At 72.7% G+C, this 15,236-nt stretch carries 19 protein-coding genes; 11 read left to right on the forward strand and 8 right to left on the reverse strand.

Annotated features, from left to right (window positions below):
* Positions 1 to 12: 12 nt before the first annotated feature.
* Together AB8O64_RS34250 and AB8O64_RS34255 are read right to left on the reverse strand one after the other, a co-directional pair.
* Positions 13 to 1,269 carry a glycosyltransferase gene (locus AB8O64_RS34250; RefSeq protein ID WP_370423560.1) on the reverse strand — a complete coding sequence of 419 codons (1,257 nt, stop codon included), beginning with the start codon at positions 1,267 to 1,269 and terminating at the stop codon, positions 13 to 15.
* A gap of 163 nt (positions 1,270 to 1,432) precedes the next feature.
* Positions 1,433 to 2,536: an alpha/beta hydrolase family protein gene (locus AB8O64_RS34255; RefSeq protein WP_370423561.1), complete on the reverse strand. Its 1,104-nt coding sequence runs from the start codon at positions 2,534 to 2,536 to the stop codon at positions 1,433 to 1,435.
* A 200-nt stretch (positions 2,537 to 2,736) separates the two neighbouring features.
* Here AB8O64_RS34255 and AB8O64_RS34260 point away from each other — a divergent pair, with 200 nt between their 5' ends.
* The 11 genes from AB8O64_RS34260 (at position 2,737) to AB8O64_RS34310 (ending at position 8,895) form a co-directional block, all read left to right on the forward strand.
* Positions 2,737 to 3,069: a gas vesicle protein gene (locus AB8O64_RS34260; protein ID WP_130880465.1), complete on the forward strand. Its 333-nt coding sequence runs from the start codon at positions 2,737 to 2,739 to the stop codon at positions 3,067 to 3,069.
* Between the two features lie 77 nt (positions 3,070 to 3,146).
* Positions 3,147 to 3,578: a gas vesicle structural protein GvpA gene (locus AB8O64_RS34265; RefSeq protein ID WP_370423562.1), complete on the forward strand. Its 432-nt coding sequence runs from the start codon at positions 3,147 to 3,149 to the stop codon at positions 3,576 to 3,578.
* Positions 3,575 to 4,291 carry a GvpL/GvpF family gas vesicle protein gene (locus AB8O64_RS34270; protein ID WP_370423563.1) on the forward strand — a complete coding sequence of 239 codons (717 nt, stop codon included), beginning with the start codon at positions 3,575 to 3,577 and terminating at the stop codon, positions 4,289 to 4,291. The genes AB8O64_RS34265 and AB8O64_RS34270 overlap by 4 nt, the downstream gene beginning before the upstream one ends.
* A gap of 6 nt (positions 4,292 to 4,297) precedes the next feature.
* Complete coding sequence (locus tag AB8O64_RS34275; RefSeq protein WP_370423564.1) at positions 4,298 to 4,534, forward strand: gas vesicle protein GvpG; 237 nt, start codon at positions 4,298 to 4,300, stop codon at positions 4,532 to 4,534.
* Positions 4,531 to 5,088: a DNA primase gene (locus AB8O64_RS34280; protein WP_370423565.1), complete on the forward strand. Its 558-nt coding sequence runs from the start codon at positions 4,531 to 4,533 to the stop codon at positions 5,086 to 5,088. The genes AB8O64_RS34275 and AB8O64_RS34280 overlap by 4 nt, the downstream gene beginning before the upstream one ends.
* Entirely contained in the window at positions 5,081 to 6,124 is a 1,044-nt protein-coding gene (locus AB8O64_RS34285; protein ID WP_370423566.1) for an SRPBCC family protein, read from the forward strand. Before AB8O64_RS34280 ends, AB8O64_RS34285 begins: the two co-directional genes overlap by 8 nt.
* Entirely contained in the window at positions 6,121 to 6,465 is a 345-nt protein-coding gene (locus AB8O64_RS34290) for a gas vesicle protein (RefSeq protein ID WP_365211094.1), read from the forward strand. The genes AB8O64_RS34285 and AB8O64_RS34290 overlap by 4 nt, the downstream gene beginning before the upstream one ends.
* The gene (locus tag AB8O64_RS34295; protein WP_370423567.1) at positions 6,462 to 7,289 is read left to right on the forward strand and encodes a GvpL/GvpF family gas vesicle protein; all 828 of its coding nucleotides are present in this window, start codon (positions 6,462 to 6,464) and stop codon (positions 7,287 to 7,289) included. The genes AB8O64_RS34290 and AB8O64_RS34295 overlap by 4 nt, the downstream gene beginning before the upstream one ends.
* Positions 7,286 to 7,498, forward strand: coding sequence for a gas vesicle protein (locus tag AB8O64_RS34300; protein WP_370423568.1), 213 nt, complete (start codon positions 7,286 to 7,288; stop codon positions 7,496 to 7,498). The genes AB8O64_RS34295 and AB8O64_RS34300 overlap by 4 nt, the downstream gene beginning before the upstream one ends.
* Positions 7,495 to 7,770: a gas vesicle protein K gene (locus tag AB8O64_RS34305; RefSeq protein ID WP_356450556.1), complete on the forward strand. Its 276-nt coding sequence runs from the start codon at positions 7,495 to 7,497 to the stop codon at positions 7,768 to 7,770. The genes AB8O64_RS34300 and AB8O64_RS34305 overlap by 4 nt, the downstream gene beginning before the upstream one ends.
* 72 nt (positions 7,771 to 7,842) lie before the next feature.
* A complete protein-coding gene (locus AB8O64_RS34310; protein ID WP_370423569.1) occupies positions 7,843 to 8,895 on the forward strand; it encodes a questin oxidase family protein in 1,053 nt (350 codons plus the stop codon).
* 39 nt (positions 8,896 to 8,934) lie between these two features.
* On the opposite strand, the gene AB8O64_RS34315 is transcribed toward AB8O64_RS34310, so the two are convergent.
* The 6 genes from AB8O64_RS34315 to AB8O64_RS34340 all read right to left on the reverse strand — a co-directional run bounded on the left by AB8O64_RS34315 (position 8,935) and on the right by AB8O64_RS34340 (position 15,231).
* On the reverse strand, positions 8,935 to 9,585 hold the full coding sequence (locus AB8O64_RS34315) for a LysE family translocator (RefSeq protein WP_370423570.1): 651 nt from the start codon (positions 9,583 to 9,585) through the stop codon (positions 8,935 to 8,937).
* 114 nt (positions 9,586 to 9,699) lie between these two features.
* Positions 9,700 to 10,743 carry a S66 peptidase family protein gene (locus tag AB8O64_RS34320; protein WP_370423571.1) on the reverse strand — a complete coding sequence of 348 codons (1,044 nt, stop codon included), beginning with the start codon at positions 10,741 to 10,743 and terminating at the stop codon, positions 9,700 to 9,702.
* 95 nt (positions 10,744 to 10,838) lie between these two features.
* On the reverse strand, positions 10,839 to 11,660 hold the full coding sequence (locus tag AB8O64_RS34325) for a polyphosphate polymerase domain-containing protein (RefSeq protein ID WP_370423572.1): 822 nt from the start codon (positions 11,658 to 11,660) through the stop codon (positions 10,839 to 10,841).
* Positions 11,657 to 12,289, reverse strand: coding sequence for a DUF4956 domain-containing protein (locus tag AB8O64_RS34330; protein WP_356450548.1), 633 nt, complete (start codon positions 12,287 to 12,289; stop codon positions 11,657 to 11,659). Before AB8O64_RS34330 ends, AB8O64_RS34325 begins: the two co-directional genes overlap by 4 nt.
* Before the next feature lie 261 nt (positions 12,290 to 12,550).
* Positions 12,551 to 13,639, reverse strand: coding sequence for an ABC transporter ATP-binding protein (locus AB8O64_RS34335; RefSeq protein WP_370423573.1), 1,089 nt, complete (start codon positions 13,637 to 13,639; stop codon positions 12,551 to 12,553).
* Positions 13,636 to 15,231 carry an ABC transporter permease gene (locus AB8O64_RS34340; protein WP_370423574.1) on the reverse strand — a complete coding sequence of 532 codons (1,596 nt, stop codon included), beginning with the start codon at positions 15,229 to 15,231 and terminating at the stop codon, positions 13,636 to 13,638. The genes AB8O64_RS34335 and AB8O64_RS34340 overlap by 4 nt, the downstream gene beginning before the upstream one ends.
* Positions 15,232 to 15,236: the final 5 nt, after the last annotated feature.

A 15,236-nucleotide genomic window follows, 5' to 3' on the forward strand; every position in this document is an offset into this window, starting at 1 on the left:
CGGCCGTGCGGGTCATGAGCGGACCAGCAGCCGTTCCACGGTTGCCACGACCTTCGCCGCGCCGTCCTCGGCGTTGATCCGGGCGGCGAGCGCCCGGGCCCGCCGACGGTGGGCGGGCTCCTCCACGGCCCGTCGCAGCGCCGCCGCCAGCCGGTCGGAGGACAGTTCTGCCAGGGGGACGGGACCGGGGCTCACGCCCAGAGCGGTCAGCCGCCGCGCCCAGAACGGGGCGTCCAGCTGGGCCGGTACGGGGACCGCGGGCACACCGGCCCGCAGGCCGGCCGCGGTGGTGCCGGCGCCCGCGTGGTGGACGACCGCCGCCATCCGCGGGAAGAGCCAGTGGTGCGGGATCTCGTCGACGGCCAGGACGTCGTCGCCGGTCACCGACAGATCCGACCAGCCGGTCTGGACGACCGCGCGGACCTTGGCCGTCCGCAGGGCGGACCCGATGACGGCGCCGAGCCATTCGGATTCCGCGACGACCAGGCTGCCGAATCCCACGTACACCGGTGGCGGCCCCGAGGCGAGGAAGTCGGCCAGCCGGGGCGGTGGCCGCCAGCCCGGCGGAGGTGACGGCCACCAGTAGCCCGTCACCTCCATGCACGGCGGCCAGTCGGCCGGCCGGGGTACCACGCACGGGGAGAAGCCGTGCAGGAGGGGCATGCCCTGCCGGATGGCCCGCCGCCGTTCGGCCCCGGCGCCGCGGCGGGGCAGCCCGAGTTCTTCGCGCAGCCCCCGGACGGGGGGTGTGATGAGCCGGTCGACGGCCGACTGGAGGGCGTGGCCCACGAGCAGATTGCCCCGGCGGCCCAGGGAGCGGGTCCCGGTGAGCACGGGCGGGAAGTCCCGGGTGGGGGCGAGCGGCTGGAGGAAGAGACCCACGGTGGGCACACCGAGCGCTTCGGCGACGACCTGGCCCAGGGGCGCCGTGGTGGCCGCCAGCAGCAGCAGATCGGTGCCCTGCCGTGCCGCGTCGAGCAGACCCCGCCCCAGGGCGGGCATGACGGCGCGGCCCATGCGCAGCAGTTCCATGGCGGCCGTCGCACCGGTCCCGGCGCGCAGGATGCGCTGCCCGGCGGCGGAGGCGAGCTGGGCGCGGGGATCGAGGGGCAGGGAGCGGAAGCCGAGACCGGCCTGTCCGACGAGGCCGGCGAAGCCGTCGTGCGTGGCGATCGTCACCTCGTGACCGGCCTGCCGCAGACGCACACCGAGCCCGGTGTAAGGAGCCACGTCGCCGCGGGACCCGACGGTCGCGATCAGAAGACGCATGGCAGGCAGTATCGCGGAGGCGGGGTGGGATGGGTACCGCCGTGAACGGTCGGTGGCCGGCGTCCCGCGGCACATGCGCGGGGCCACCGGCCGGTGAGCCGTCGGCGGGCGGGGCCGGGTGCGGCCCCGCCCGCCGGGACGGCCGTCATGCCCTCCTGAGGGGCTACTTGACGAAACGGACCTCGGGGTAGGCGGCCGAGGGCCCTTCCAGGAGGGGGCTCGGCCGGCCGCGCAGATGGCGGTCCATGAAGGCGGCCACGTACGCCCGGACGACGGGGGTCGCCCGCTCCCCGGGGAGGGTGCCGAAGGCCGTGGCCCGCTGGTCCGCGGGGATCCGGTTGCCGAGGTCGAACCGGCTGCCGATCCAGGGGACGTCGGTGAAGGTCATGTGGCCGCCCGTGGGCACGTCGAGCCAGCGCTGCCAGCCGGTGAAGTGCCGTCGCCGCTCGTTCCAGTTGGCGTTGGGCACGGAGTCCTTGGTCCGTTGGGCACCGAACAGCAGCACCGGGCGCTCGAGCGCACGCGTCGGCGGGGCGGTGAAGAAGTCGCCGTCCAGATTGACCGCGGCGTCGACGCGGGAGTCGGTGCCCAGGAGTTCGACGGCGCTCGCACCGCCGATGGAGTGCCCGGCCACGGCGATGCGGCCGGCGTCGACGCGGACGCCGGTGCCCGGGCGGGTCAGCCGGTCGAGCAGGAAGCCGATGTCCTTGACCCGGTTGGGCACGACGCGGCCGAAGTCCGGGCGCTCACAGATCAGGCACGCCTCGATCCGGCCGCCGGGGAACTCCACCGGTGCCTCGTAGGTGTGGTCCAGCGCGGCCACCACGTAACCGCGGCCGGCCAGTTCCTCGGCCAGGGTGGTCAGCGTGAGGCGGCTCATCCCGAACCCCGGGGACAGGACCACCAGCGGGCGGGCGCCGGGCGCCGCGGGGGCGTTCACGGTCGCATGGGTGCGTACGGCGGCGAGCGCGTCCGTGCCGAACACGGCGGTGGACAGCGCGGCGGACGCGTACGGGGCCGGCCGGGCGGAGGGTCGCAGCGCCGGGTACCACAGCGACGCCATCAGCTGACGGTGGCCCGCTTCCGGCTTCCACGGGTCGGTCCGGCTGGTGTCCACCAGGTGCAGGGATTTGGTGCCGATCAGCTGCTTCCCGGTGGGGGAAGGCAACGTCGGCGCGGACGCCGCGGCGGCGGACGGTATTCCGCCGAGAACGGCCAACAGGAGGGCGAAGCATGCGGCAGCCGACCGCAACAGATGACGTGACATGATCACACGTTACGACGGACCGGGGTGTCCGGCCGACCACCTCAGGATCGAGCCGGTGGCCGGGAGGAGCGGCGTACCGCCGACGAGCGCGGGTACGCGGCGCGTATGGACACCCAAGCAAAGCCCCTCACGCCCGCCCCGCCGCACGGGGCGCCATGTTTGAGCACTCCCCGACGGGTAACGCGGTGGGCGAGGCCGATATGACGAACACAGCGCACGGCTCCGACGTTTCGGGGAACGGCGCGGGCAAGAAGCGGAGTCCCGAGCAGGGGCGCCCGCCGTCCGCCGTGGAAATCCTGCGGCTCGCCCGGGCACAGTTCGCCGAACTCACCGGCACCCAGCCGGAGTCGGTCTCCTCCTTCGAGCGTGCGGAGGACGGCTGGGTCGTCCGGGTCGAGGTCCTCGAACTCGCCCGGGTGCCCGACACGATGAGCCTGCTCGCGACCTATGAAGTCATGCTCGGGCCGGACGGCGAGCTCACCACGTACAAGCGCGTCCGGCGCTACGAGCGCGGGAAAGCGGACCCCACCTAGCGGCTCGGTCCCATCGGCCGCAGGACGTCACGCACGCCCCGCGCACACACCGACCAGCCAAAGGAGGACCGGACGACATGAGTGTTGTTCCGGCACAGCAAGGCCGCGGTGGCGGCGGTACCAGTGGACTCTACGACGTCCTGGAACTCGTCCTCGACCGAGGTCTCGTGATCGACGCCTTCGTGCGTGTCTCGCTCGTCGGCATCGAGATATTGAAGATCGACATACGGGTCGTCGTCGCGAGCGTCGACACCTATCTGCGCTTCGCCGAGGCGTGCAACCGGCTCGACCTGGAAGCCGGCCCGAACCGCAGCGCGGGGCTGCCGGAACTGGTGGGCGACATGACCGAGTCCGGGGCCCGCGGCAAGACCAAGGGCGCCCTGTCCGGCGCCGCCCAGACCGTCTCGGACGCCTTCCAACAGGCCCGTGACGAGGGCGAGAGCCGGTCGGAAGCCAAACCGCGCGCCCGGCGCACCGCTTCGAACCGCAGGAAGGAGGAGCAGGAGTGAGCACCTACGTCTACGGCATCGCCCATCGCTCGCACCCCCGCCCCGACGAGGAGCTCGCCGGTGTCGGCGACCCGCCACGGCCGGTCCGCACCCTGGCCGAGGGGGAGCTCATCGCACTGGTCAGCGACGCGCCCGAGGATCTCCGGCCCAAGCGCCGGGACCTGCTGGCCCATCAGCGCGTCCTCACCCACGCCGCCGCCGGGGGCCCGGTACTGCCGATGCGGTTCGGCGGTGTATCACCGGACGACGCCGCGGTGAAGTCGGTGCTGGCCGAGCGCGCGGAGCACTTCGAGGAACGGCTCACGGCCCTGCACGACAAGGTCGAGTACAACGTGAAGGCCTCGCACAACGAAGACGTCATCCTGCACCAGGTGCTCGCCGACAACGCGGAGCTGCGTGCCCTGACCGAGGCCAACCGGGCCGCGGGCGGCGGGACGTACGAGCAGAAGATCCAGCTCGGTGAACGCATCGTGGCCGCCGTCCAGCAGCGCGAGACACGCGACGCCGAAATGGTCCACGACACGCTCATGGGCATCGCCGCGGCCGTCAGCCGCGGCCCCGCGTCCACCGGCTGGCTGGTGAGCGTCTCGTGCCTGGTCGCCCGTGCCGACACGGCCCGCTTCCTCGCCGCCGTCGACGCGCTGATCAAGGACAATCCCCAGCTCGAGATCCGGCTCAGCGATCCGCTCCCGCCCTACAGCTTCGTGGAGTGACGTCCCATGGGCCTGCTGGGCGAACTGTTCCTGCTCCCGGCGGCACCGGTCCGCGGCACCCTCTGGGTGCTCGGGCGGGTGGCCGCCGAGGCCGAGCGGCAGTACTACGACCCGTCGGCCGTGCAACGTGAGCTCGCCCTCCTCGAGAAGCGACTGGAGGCCGGCGAGATCGACGAGGCCGAGTTCGACCGCCGCGAGGACGAGCTCCTCGACAGACTGGAGAAAGGCACACCGTCGACATGAACAACAGGACGGCACTGGGGCTCGCCGTGGGCGCGGGCTATCTGCTGGGACGTACGAAGAAGGCGAAGTTCGCTTTCGCCGTCGGGACCTTGGTGATGGGCAAACGGCTGAACGCGACTCCGGGCGCACTCACCGGCCTCGTCACCGACCGGCTGCGGGACAACCCGCAGTTCAAGGAGCTCGGTGATCAGTTGCGCGAGGACCTTCGCGGGGTGGGCAAGGCCGCCACCGGCGCGCTCGTCAACCGCCACATCGACGCGCTCGCGGACCGGCTGCACGAGAGCACCCTCGATGTGCGGGACCGGATCTCCGGTGTCGCCCCCGCCCTCGACGACGACGAGGAGGAGGCAGAGGACACCGCTCCGGAAGACGCGGTGGACGACGAAGAGGAAGAAGACGACGACGCGGAGCAGCGGGTGCGCAAGACGGCCCGCAAACCGGCCCGCAAGACCGCGAAGCAGCAGGCGCCGAAGAAGCAGGTGCCGAAGAATCCGAAGAAGAAACCGGCGGCCCGGAGGACGGCCCCGTCGCAGGGAGGCCGGTCCCGTGGCTGACACCAAGAGTGCCGGGAAGAGCGTGCTGGGCACCGTCGACGCGGAGAAGACCGACCGCCTCAAGGCGGAGCTGACGCACTACGCGCTCGCGCAGACCGAACGCGCGCTGGCGGGCCTCGGCCGCAAGCTCGGCGAGAGTACCGTCAAGCTCAACGACATCGCGGAGGGCCGCAGCCCGGGCTTCGCCCGGCTGGCCCTCGACGGCGGCCGCAAACTCGCCGAGGGCAAGGGCCCCCTGCGGGCCGGAGTGGAAGTCGGAGCCGCACGCCTGAAGGACGGCGCCAAGAAAGCGGCCAAGGGGGCGGCCAAGAAGGCGGCCGACAGGATCGGTGAGGTCGGCGCACGCGGGCGGAAGGGCACGGGCGGGCGGAAACCCACCGTCGTCATGGAGTCCGTCGATGTCGGCGTACCCGTGCGTGAGGCCTACGACCAGTGGACCCGCTACCAGGACTTCCCGGCCTTCGCCGAAGGCGTCCAGGACGCCGAGGCGGTGGACGACACCGGCTCGGAATGGGACCTCAAGGTCTTCTGGTCCAGCCGCCACTGGACGGCACACACCACCGAGCAGATACCCGACGAGCGGATCGCCTGGACGGCGAAAAGCGCGAAGGGCACGGGCAAGGGCGTCGTCACCTTCCACCCGCTCGGCGACAGCCTCACCAGGATTCTGCTGGTCATCGAGTACTACCCCAAGGGACTCTTCGAGCGGACCGGCAACATCTGGCGCGCGCAGGGCCGCCGGGCGCGGCTCGACCTGAAGAACTTCGCCCGCTACCTCGCGCTGCGCGGCGAGGCCGAGGAGGGCCGCCGCGACGAGATCCGCGACGGAGAGGTCGTCCGGGCGGACGACGAGGCGCCGGCGGAGGACGACGAGGCGTACGCCGCCGCCGACGAAGCCGGCGAGGCCGAGGAAGAGGAAGCGGAATACGACGACGAGTACGAGGACGATCAGGACATCGACGAAGGCGTCGTCGAGGACGACGAGGACATCGAAGAGGAAGACCGCGGCGGGCGCGACCGGAAGAGCCGTCGATGACGATGCCGAGCCGACTCCCCGACCCCTACGTCCCCGACGGCACGAGCGCCAATCTCGCCGACATCCTGGAACGCGTCCTGGACAAGGGCGTCGTCATCGCCGGGGACATCCGTATCAACCTTCTCGACATCGAACTGCTCACCATCAAGCTCCGCCTGGTCGTTGCCTCGGTCGACAAGGCGAAGGAGATGGGAATCGACTGGTGGGAGACCGACCCCGCCCTGTCGAGCGGCGCCCGGCGGCGTGAACTCGCCGAGGAGAACGAGCAGTTGAAGCAGCGGATCGCGGCCCTGGAGGCGGGGTCGTCCGACCGGCCGGCCGAACGCGAGGAATCGGGATGACCGAGCTGTGTTATGTGTACGCCGTGACCCGCCCGTTCGACGGCGCCCTGCCCGAGGGCCTGGCAGGCGTCGCCGGCACGCCCCCTCGGCTGCTGGCGCACGACGGGCTGCTGGCCGTCCTCGGTGACGTACCGGCCGAAGACTTCTCCGAGGAACCGCTCCGCGCCCGGCTGGAGGACCTCGACTGGCTCACCTCGACGGCCCGCGCCCACGAGGCCGTGATCGGGGCCCTCACCGCCGTCACCTCCCCGCTGCCGCTCCGCCTCGCGACGGTCTGCAACGACGACGGGGGAGTGAGGCGCCTGCTCGACTCCGGGCGCGAGCGTTTCACCCGGTGCCTGGAGCGCCTGGACGGGCGCGTCGAGTGGGGCGTGAAGGCCTACGCGCGAGAGGCCCCGGACGCGTCACGCGACGACACCACCGCGCCGACGGGTCCGAAGGGGCCGACAGGGCCGACGGGCCCGACGGGGGCGCCCTCGGGCCGGGACTATCTGCGGCAGCGGCTGCGGCAGCGCAATGCCCGCTCGAGCATCCTGTCGGAGGCGGACTCCGGCTCCCGGCTGCTCCACCAGGAGCTGTCCCGGCGCGCGGAGGACGTACGGGTGCACCGGCTCCAGGACGCCCGGCTGCCCGGGGTGCCCCGCGGCAACGTCCTCAACGCCGCCTATCTCCTGCCGCGCGAGCAGAGCGAGGCGTTCGTCGAAGAGGTGCGGCGGCTCGGCGCGCGAAGCCCCGGGATCCGGGTCGAGCTGACGGGCCCTTGGGCACCGTACTCGTTCGCCGACGTGACCGACGCCGCCCGCGAAGGAAGCGAGGGACGATGAGCCTTGCCCCGCACGGACAGCGCGAGGTGAGCCTCGTGGACCTGCTCGACCGGCTGCTGGCGGGCGGGGTGGTGCTCACCGGGGACCTGACCCTGCGCATCGCGGACGTCGACCTGGTGCGCATCGACCTGAACGCGCTGATCAGCTCGATCGGACCCGAAGTCGCCTCCCCCTTCGAGGTGTTCGACGAATACGAGGAGGACGCATGAGCCGGCGTGTGGAACTCGGCCCCGACACGGTGGAACGCGATCTGGCGCAGTTGGTCCTCACCGTCCTCGAACTGCTCCGGCAGCTCATGGAGCGCCAGGCGCTGCGCCGGGTGGAAACCGGTGATCTCGCCGCCGACCAGGAGGAGCGCATCGGCATCACGCTGATGCTCCTCGAGGACCGGATGGCGGATCTGCGGGAGCGGTTCGGGCTCCGCCCCGAGGACCTGAACATCGACCTCGGTCCTCTGGGCCCGCTCCTGCCCCGGGACTGACGCGGCGTACGACCACCGGTGTAGGGCCGGAGCCCGTTACGGCCGGGACGGGCGTCGATCTAGCCTCGGGCCATGGACACAGCGAACGGGACACTCGACGAAGCCCTGCAACGACTGCACGCCTGCGGACCCGAGTACCGGGGGTATCTCAGCAACCACGGACCGATGGCCGTGGAGGCCCTGGCCCGCCGGGGCCAGGCCGGCACCGTCCACCGCTGGCTCGACGCGTACGAGGCCAGGCTGGAGGACGTCCCGAGCCCGCGGGCCCGCATCTCGGACGACACGTGGCATGAGGCGCTGGGCGATCCGCGCCGGGTCACCGACTGGATCGCGTACTTCTCCCGCCAGGTGGCCGTGCGCCCCTGGCGGGAGGTGCTGACCGAGTGGTGGCCGCGGCTGCTGCCGGGCATCGCCGGTGCCGCGGCCCACCCCGCGATCCGCGTGGGCCATGCCGTACGCACCCTGCTGGTGGAGGGCGAGGACGCACCGCGTGTCGCGGAACTGGCCCACGCCCTCGGGTACTGGGCGGCCCGGCACACGCTGCTGCCGGTGACCGTGCGCCCCTCGGGCGGATCCACACCCGCCGAGGCCCTCGCCGCCCTTCCCCGGGCCACCGATCCGAGCGGGCCCCCGGTGGAGCGGTACCAGCTGCTGCCCGGCACCCCGGGCTGGCTGCGGACCGCCGAATCGCTGCACGTCCCCACGGACCCGGAAGCCATTCGCGACGAACTCACCGCGCTCGTACGGGCGACCACCCTCCACTACGGCGCGTACGGCCACGGCGACCCGGTCATGCTGGTCCACGCCACGACCGCGCCGAACGCGGTACTGCGCACCCTGCCCGTCCTTCCGCACGAGTTGTGGGGCCTGTCCCTCGCCGTGGCATGGGCGGCGAGCGCCGCCATCACCACCGTCTACGCCGCGGACACCCCGCAGCCGGAGTCCCCCGACGCCTCCTCGATGACCCCCGAGGAGGTCTTCGAGGAGGCAGCCCGCAGCGGCGACGCGCACGCGATCAAGTTCGTGGACACGGCCCTGGACGTGGCCGCCACCAGCGAGGACGGCGACAGCCGCGCCCTGTCGGCCGCGCTGAAGGCCATCCGGCTGATCGAGAAGGACGACTGACACCACGTCGGGGCGGCCGTCCGCCCCCGGAGCCGATGGTCAGGGCGCGGCGACCACGGCGCGCGAGCGGTCGGCGGCGATCCGCACCGCGAAGGCGGCCAGCGCGGTGCCCATCACGTAGCGGTGGATCCTGGCCCACAGCGGGCGCCCGGAGAAGAAGGAGGCGACGGAACCCGCGGTCAGCACGAAGACGCCGTTCATGACGACGCCCACGATGATCTGGGTGAGGCCCAGTACCAGGCTCTGTGCCGCCACATGCCCCTTCTCCGGCTCGACGAACTGCGGCAGAAGCGAGACGTAGAGGATGGCGATCTTCGGGTTGAGCAGGCAGGTCAGCAGCCCCATGCCGAACAGCCTGCGGGGCCGGTCGGCCTCCAGCTGCCGGGGGGAGAAGACGGACGACCCGCCCGGCCGCACGGCCTTCCAGGCGAGCCAGAGCAGATACGCCGCACCGGCCAGCTTCAATGCCAGATAGATCTCCGGGACGAGCGAGAACACCGCCGCGATGCCCGCGGTCGCCGCCATCAGATAGACGAGGAAGCCCACCCCGACACCGGCGAGGGAGATCAGCCCCGCCCGGTACCCCTGGGACACCGAACGGGACACCAGATAGATCATGTTGGGCCCGGGGGTGATCACCATCCCGAACGCCACGACCGCGATGCCCACTATCGCGCTGATGCTGACCATGCACGTCTCCTCAGTATGCGAACGTCAAATAGGGCCGACACGGGTGAGGGAACGCTTGATCGATTGAATTGCTTCCCCCGTGGACGCGCGGACTCGCGAACGCGAGGCCGCCGGTCAGTAGGTGACGACGATCCGCCGCGCCGGCCCGTCCACCCGGATGCGCCCTCCGACGGGGATCACCATCTGCGGATCGGTATGGCCGAAGTCCACATCGAACACCACCATGGCGTCGGGGGCGTAGCGGGCCAGAGCACGCAGCGCGGCCTCCCGCTGCTCCCGGCGGAAGCGCGCCTTCTCCTCGACGCCGAGCCGCTTCTCGAAGGACCAGCTCTTCGCCCGGCCCACCAGTACGGCCGGGAACTGCTCCAGGAGACCGCGTTCGCCCATGTTCCGCAGGATCCGGAACACCTCCTGGGCGCCGGGCATGTCCTCGGACGTCTCCAGGAAGAGCACGTCACCGCGGTAGGAGGCCGACGGCCGCACTTCGCGGTCGGCCATCAGCAGCCAGGACAGGATCTCCAGATTGCCGCCCCACCCGGTCCCCTCGACGACCCGGTCCGCGTGGTGCCAGGTCCAGCCCGCCGCGGGCTCCATCTCCGGTTCGCTCTCGAACGTCCGCGGCTCCTCCCAGGGCCGGTTCACGTCCCCGGAGGTCCGCGGGACGGTGAGTTCGTACTCGCCCGAGGTGAACAGGGCCGCCCGCAGGGAGTCGGCGGTCAGCGGATGCATCGCCCCGGGACGTCCGAACTCGGCCATCACCGAACCGCCGTGGTAGGAGACCATGCCCAGCTCGCGGAGGAAGAGCAGCAGGTTGGTGTTGTCGCTGTAGCCGAGGAACGGCTTCGGGTGGGCGCGGATGAGGTCGCGGTCGAGATGGGGCAGGACCGTGATCTGGTCGTCCCCGCCGATGCTGGCGATCACGGCCTTGATGCCGGGGTCCGCGAAGGCCGCGTGGATGTCGGCCGCCCGGTCCTCGGGCGAGGACCCCATTCGACGGGTGGTCGGGTACTCGACGGGCTTCAGCGCGAAGTCGTCACGCAGTCTGCGCAGCCCCAGCTCGTACGGCAGCGGCAGCAGGCCGGGCAGGCCGGACGAGGGGGACAGCACCGCGACGCGGTCACCGGGGCGGGGCTTGGCGGGGTACAGGGGAGCCGTCATCGGCAGATCGTAGGCGTCAAGTGGGCGTGGGCGCAGGTCATTTATGCCCGGTGGGAGAGGCAGTACGAGGGCCCCGCGCGGCTCGTGGGCCTCTGTCACGCCCCGGTGTCGAACGCGCGGCGCGCGGCGCGGCGCCAGCGGTTGGCGGGGAGGGCGGGGCGCAGGGCCGCGAACGCGCCGCAGTACTTGGTGAAGACAGCCGGCCGTACACCGTGGGAGTGCAGCAGGAGGTCCGCCTCGGTGAGGTGCCCCGCTGTCTTCGTCTCGACCAGGACGAGGCCCGGGGCGCAGCGCACCGCCCGGCCCGCGCGCAGGTCCTCGCAGACCAGCCCGGCGTCGCAGGTGATGCGCTCGCCGTCGGCCACCAGGGTCGCGCGGAGGTAGTCGGTGCTCAGCGACGGGTGCAGCACGGCGGGGGAGTCGATGCCGTAGACGCGGTGGAGGGTGTCGGCGAGGAAGGTCCGGCAGGGGCCGTCGAGCGGGGTGTCCTCGCCGGTCAGCGGCCGGCGGTGTTTGACGGTGTCACCGCGCCGGCCCTTGAGTTTGATCTCGAACTGCCGCTCTCCCGAGTCCTGGTACACCCGCTCGCGGATCTTGAAGCGGAGCCGTCGGCCCTGCCGGTGGTCGTGGAAGGAGCGGAGCCCGGGGGTGTCGTAGTAGACCGAGTGGTACCGGAAGGTACGGCGGTCGTCGATGGCCAGGGCGCGGAACGGGCCGCCGGGCCGCCGGGGGTCGGTCAGCCGCTCGACCATCCGCAGGTAGATGTCGACGGGCACGAGATAGCTGCGGTCGAAGCGGGCGAGCAGCTCGGCCCGCTCATTGACCTCGGCGAGGGAGATGGCCGCCGTGCCGTGGGCCGCCTCGCCGATGGCCCGCACCGCCGCTGCCGCCGGCGGTGCCTGCGCGATGGTGGTCATGCCGCCTCCCACGCGGGGGCGGCGGCGCGGACGGTCTCCGACGGCTCGGCCCGGCGGGTGTCCGCCCCCGGCTCGGGCTCGCGGTAGCGGACGTCGACGACCGTCAGATCGCGGACGAAGTCGACCTCCATGACCGTCCAGTGGAGGGGCTCGCCGAGACGGCGGGCGAGATCGGCCCGCAGCGCGGCGGGGTCGCTGTGGACGGCGTCGAGCGTGACGACCGTGCGGCGGGAGCGGGCGAGCAGCCGGGGGTGGTCGGCGCCGTAGATGACGAGGAGCAGCAGGCCGCTCAGTGCGGCGGCGAGGGAGAACGCCAGATGCGGCAGACCGCAGATGAGGCCGAGGACGAGCGTGGTGAAGTAGTAGGCGACCTCCTCGTGCTGGACGGAGTCGGAGCGGAGCCTGATGATCGACAGCACGCCGAAGAGCCCGAAGCCGAGTGCCGTGCCACCGTTGCCGCCCACCTCCGCGAGGGCCGCGACGACGGTGAACAGGGCGACGTTCAGGGCCAGATAGGCCGGTACGAGGTCGCGCCGCCGGTGTCGCGGATAGTAGATGGCGAAGGTCAGCAGGCACACGGCGGCGAGGTCGAGCCCCAGATGCGCGGCGAGGTGTCGTAGGGAGTCCATGGCTTCGCTCTCTCCGGACGTTCGAAGGAATGCGGACGTAGAGAGAACTCTGGGTGAACAAGTGCACACATGTGAGTGGACATTGCGGATCGTTGACGGAACCGGATGAGGACTGTCCGGAAGGCCACCCGTCCTGTCGCATTCGACGTTCTTGCGACGCGGGTGTCCCACCTCTCACCCCGGCCCCGCGCCTGCCCCCTCCCTTGGACTCTCAGGGCCCTCGGGGGGGGGGGGGAGGGGCAGTCGCCCGTCGGATACCGGTCACGGGTGCAACGTCGCCTCGCCGGTGATCCGGACACCGGTCCGCTCGCCGGGACGGACCGTGACCGGACCGCTGACCCGTATCTCCACCGGGTCCGCCAGCCCGTCGACGCCGACGGTGACCATGGCGTCGTGCCCGTAGAAGCACACGGACGTCACCGTGCCGCCGACGGCCCCGGCGCTCTCGTTCGTCCCGCCTGCCCCGGCCGCCTCCGCCGGGACGTCGGTGAGCCGCAACTGTTCGGGCCGCAGCAGCACCCGGCCCTCGCGAGGACCGCCGGCCGCGCCGCTGTCGGCGGACGCGGCGAGTGGCACCCGGCCCAGCGGGGTGGACGCCGCGCCGTTCTCGGCCGTGCCGGGAAGCAGGACGGCATCACCGACGAAGCGGGCCACCCAGGGGTCGGCGGGGCGCCCGTACACCTCCTGCGGGGTGCCGCACTGGGCGATCGTCCCGTCGCGCACGACCGCCACCCGGTCGGCGACGGAAAGGGCCTCCTGCTGGTCGTGGGTGACCAGCACGGCCGTCGCGCCCGTGGCCCGGAGGGCCGCGCGGACATCGGCCCGCACACCGGAACGCAACGCGCTGTCGAGGGCGTTGAACGGCTCGTCGAGCAGCACCAGCGCGGGCCGCGGCGCGAGCGCCCGGGCCAGGGCGACCCGCTGCTGCTGGCCGCCGGAGAGTTCATGGGGCATCCGGCCGCCGTACCCGGCGAGCCCGACCAGCTCCAGCATCTCCTCCGTCCGCCGACGGCGCTCCGCCCGGGCGGGCCCGGTCAGGCCGAACGCCACGTTGCGGGCCACGCTCAGGTGCGGGAAGAGCGCTCCCTCCTGGGGGACGATGCCGATGCGGCGGCGCTCCGGCGGCAGATGCGTCCCGGGGCCGCCGAGGGTGCGCCCGCCGACCGTGACGGTGCCCGCGTCGGCGCGCAGGAAGCCGGCGACGACGCGCAGCAGGGTGGTCTTGCCGCACCCGGAGGGGCCGAGCACGGCGGCCAGTTCGCCGCCGGGGACGGTCAGGTCGAGCCCGCGGAGGACGGCCGCGTCGGGGCCGTAGCCCTTCGTCAGCCCCTCGATCTTCAATTCGGTCATGTGCGGTGCTTCCCGAGGAGGTAGGAGGGGACGGCGGCCAGCAGGATCAGCGCGGCGGCGTACGGGGCGGCGGCGGCGTACGACCCGGTGCCCGTCTCCGTCCACAGCCGGGTCGCGAGGGTGTCCATGCCGGTGGGGCGCAGCAGCAGCGTCGCGGGCAGTTCCTTCATGCACACCACGAAGGTCAGCGCGGCCCCGGCCGCCACGCCGGGAGCCGCCAGCGGCACCGTGACATCGCGCAGCACCCGCGTCGGCGAGCGGCCGAGCGAGCGGGCCACCTCCTCCAGCACCGGCGGGGACTGCAGGACGGCGGCCCGCGTGGCGGCCACGGCGACCGGCAGGAACAGCACCGCGTAGGCCCCGACCAGCAGCGGGAGTTGCTGGTAGAGCGGGTAGGCGTAGCGCACGGAGAAGAACACCAGGGCCAGAGCCACCGTGATGCCGGGCAGCGCGTGCCCCGCGTAGGCGGCCTGTTCCAGCAGATGGGCGGCGCGCCCCCGGTACCGTGCGGCGATCACCCCGACGGGCAGTGCGAGGACCGTGGTGAGCGCCGCGCCGGCGGCGGCGACCGACAGCGTGGCGACGGCGGTGTCGAGGAGCCCGGCGGGATCCCAGGTCGCGGAGTTCCCGACGGCCAGCCAGTACCCCAAGGTGCCCAGCGGGAAGACGACCGCGGCGGCCGTCACCGCGCCGCACCAGGCCAGCACCGGCACGCGCAGCCGACCCAGAGCCACCGGGGCGGCCCGGCGCGCCGTACCGGTACCGGTCCTGGCGTGCCCGGCCCGGCCGCGGGTGCGGACCTCGGCGGCCACCAGAGCCACGGTCATCACCACCAGGACGACGCTGAGCGCGGCGGCCGGTGTGCGGTCGAAGCTGGCCCGGTAGGAGGTGTGGATGGCCCGGGTGAAGGTGTCGTAGCGCATCAGCGACACGGCGCCGAAGTCGGAGAGCACGTACAGCGCCACCAACAGCGCGCCCCCGGCGGCCGCCGGGCGCAACTGGGGCAGGGTGACGCGCAGGAAGGTGCGGACCGGCCCGTGTCCGAGCGAGCGGGACGCCTCTTCCTGGGCGGGGTCGATGCCGCGCAGGGCGGCGGCGACCGGCAGATGGACGTACGGGAAGCTCACCAGGGTCAGCGCCAGCGCGGACCCGGTGAAGCCCGCGAGCCCGGGTGCGGCGGACAGCCAGGCGAAGGCCGCCACGTAACTGGGCACGGCGAGCGGCAGGGTGGCCAGCACCGACCAGGCCCGGGCGCCGGGCAGCGCGGTGCGCACGGTCAGCCAGGCGAGGGAGATGCCCAGCACCAGGCAGGCCGCCACGACGACCGCGGCCAGTCCCAGGCTGCGGCCGAGCAGCGAGAACGTGCGCTCGTCGGCGACGATGTCCCAGGCGTAGCCGGGCCCCCGTTCCAGTGACCGGACGGCGAGGTAGCCGAGCGGCAGCACGGCGAACACCGCGGCCACGGCCGCCGGGACGACGAGCATCCAGGGCGGCCGGGGCCCGCCGCGCCGCCGTCCGCCGGCCGCCGACGGGGTGGCGGCGGACGTGTCCGCCGACGGTGTGACGGCTGATGAGGTGTCGGTGGAGCGCATACCGG

Source organism: Streptomyces sp. QH1-20 (genome assembly GCF_041283565.1).
Lineage (GTDB): Bacteria > Actinomycetota > Actinomycetes > Streptomycetales > Streptomycetaceae > Streptomyces > Streptomyces syringius.

Excerpts from the sequence above, each read along its gene's own strand:
- AB8O64_RS34250 (WP_370423560.1), bottom strand. The coding sequence starts at position 1,269 with ATGCGTCTTCTGATCGCGACCGTCGGGTCCCGCGGCGACGTGGCTCCT.
- AB8O64_RS34255 (WP_370423561.1), bottom strand. The coding sequence starts at position 2,536 with ATGTCACGTCATCTGTTGCGGTCGGCTGCCGCATGCTTCGCCCTCCTG.
- AB8O64_RS34260 (WP_130880465.1), top strand. The coding sequence starts at position 2,737 with ATGACGAACACAGCGCACGGCTCCGACGTTTCGGGGAACGGCGCGGGC.
- AB8O64_RS34265 (WP_370423562.1), top strand. The coding sequence starts at position 3,147 with ATGAGTGTTGTTCCGGCACAGCAAGGCCGCGGTGGCGGCGGTACCAGT.
- AB8O64_RS34275 (WP_370423564.1), top strand. The coding sequence starts at position 4,298 with ATGGGCCTGCTGGGCGAACTGTTCCTGCTCCCGGCGGCACCGGTCCGC.
- AB8O64_RS34280 (WP_370423565.1), top strand. The coding sequence starts at position 4,531 with ATGAACAACAGGACGGCACTGGGGCTCGCCGTGGGCGCGGGCTATCTG.
- AB8O64_RS34290 (WP_365211094.1), top strand. The coding sequence starts at position 6,121 with ATGACGATGCCGAGCCGACTCCCCGACCCCTACGTCCCCGACGGCACG.
- AB8O64_RS34295 (WP_370423567.1), top strand. The coding sequence starts at position 6,462 with ATGACCGAGCTGTGTTATGTGTACGCCGTGACCCGCCCGTTCGACGGC.
- AB8O64_RS34300 (WP_370423568.1), top strand. The coding sequence starts at position 7,286 with ATGAGCCTTGCCCCGCACGGACAGCGCGAGGTGAGCCTCGTGGACCTG.
- AB8O64_RS34305 (WP_356450556.1), top strand. The coding sequence starts at position 7,495 with ATGAGCCGGCGTGTGGAACTCGGCCCCGACACGGTGGAACGCGATCTG.
- AB8O64_RS34310 (WP_370423569.1), top strand. The coding sequence starts at position 7,843 with ATGGACACAGCGAACGGGACACTCGACGAAGCCCTGCAACGACTGCAC.
- AB8O64_RS34315 (WP_370423570.1), bottom strand. The coding sequence starts at position 9,585 with ATGGTCAGCATCAGCGCGATAGTGGGCATCGCGGTCGTGGCGTTCGGG.
- AB8O64_RS34320 (WP_370423571.1), bottom strand. The coding sequence starts at position 10,743 with ATGACGGCTCCCCTGTACCCCGCCAAGCCCCGCCCCGGTGACCGCGTC.
- AB8O64_RS34325 (WP_370423572.1), bottom strand. The coding sequence starts at position 11,660 with ATGACCACCATCGCGCAGGCACCGCCGGCGGCAGCGGCGGTGCGGGCC.
- AB8O64_RS34330 (WP_356450548.1), bottom strand. The coding sequence starts at position 12,289 with ATGGACTCCCTACGACACCTCGCCGCGCATCTGGGGCTCGACCTCGCC.
- AB8O64_RS34335 (WP_370423573.1), bottom strand. The coding sequence starts at position 13,639 with ATGACCGAATTGAAGATCGAGGGGCTGACGAAGGGCTACGGCCCCGAC.
- AB8O64_RS34340 (WP_370423574.1), bottom strand. The coding sequence starts at position 15,231 with ATGCGCTCCACCGACACCTCATCAGCCGTCACACCGTCGGCGGACACG.